Here is an 837-nt window from a genome sequence, read left to right on the forward strand (position 1 = left end):
TGTCAATGACCATGGAATCGGGACCCCGTATTTTCGCGTAAAAGGGACCCCCTGCTTGGGTTGATGAAGGGCACGGCGGTGAGCGCCCGATCAGGCGAAGCTGGTCGGGGTTGCACAGCCTGATCGGGCGCGGCTGATTGGCTTTTCGGCTTAGCTTTGAGAGCGGCTCTTGAAGCGCCAGGATTCGTTTCCGGTCTCGACGATCTCGCAGTGATGGGTGAGCCGATCGAGCAGCGCTGTGGTCATCTTGGCATCGCCGAAGACGCTGGGCCATTCGCCGAATGAGAGGTTGGTGGTGATGATGACGCTGGTGCGCTCGTAGAGCTTGGATACGAGGTGGAAGAGGAGTTGGCCGCCTGCTTGGGCGAAGGGCAGATAGCCGAGTTCATCGAGTACGACGAAGTCGAGTCGGGTCAGGTGGTCGGCAATGCGGCCCTGGCGGCCGGCACGGGCCTCAGTCTCGAGCCTGTTGACCAGATCGACGACATTGTAGAAGCGGCCGCGAGCGCCGTTGCGGATCAACGCTCGCGCAATGGCGATCGCAAGATGGGATTTGCCCGTGCCTGTGCCGCCGACCAGGACGACATTGCGCTGATCGGCAACGAAGGCGCCACCGGCAAGGTCGCGGATCAGGCTCTCGTTGACGGGCGTGCCGGTGAAGTCGAAGTCATCAATGTCCTTCGCCAGCGGCAGCTTGGCGACGGTGAGTTGGTATTTGATGGAGCGCGCCTGCTTCTCCGATATCTCGGCCTGCAGCAGATCGCCGACGATCTTCGGCGGCTCGTGCTGGCGCTTGATGGCGACGCCCATGATCTCGTCATAGGCCGAGCGCATCCC

1 protein-coding gene is annotated in these 837 nt (G+C 62.0%); it reads right to left on the minus strand.

Annotation, left to right across the window (positions count from 1 at the left end; translation table 11 throughout):
- Positions 1-150 precede the first annotated feature (150 nt).
- Positions 151-837: IS21-like element helper ATPase IstB (gene istB / locus EET67_RS25375; protein WP_128628923.1), on the minus strand; the 687-nt coding region annotated here is incomplete at its 5' end.

This window comes from Borborobacter arsenicus, from assembly GCF_003934165.1.
Classification (GTDB): Bacteria; Pseudomonadota; Alphaproteobacteria; order Rhizobiales; family Rhizobiaceae; genus Pseudaminobacter; species Pseudaminobacter arsenicus.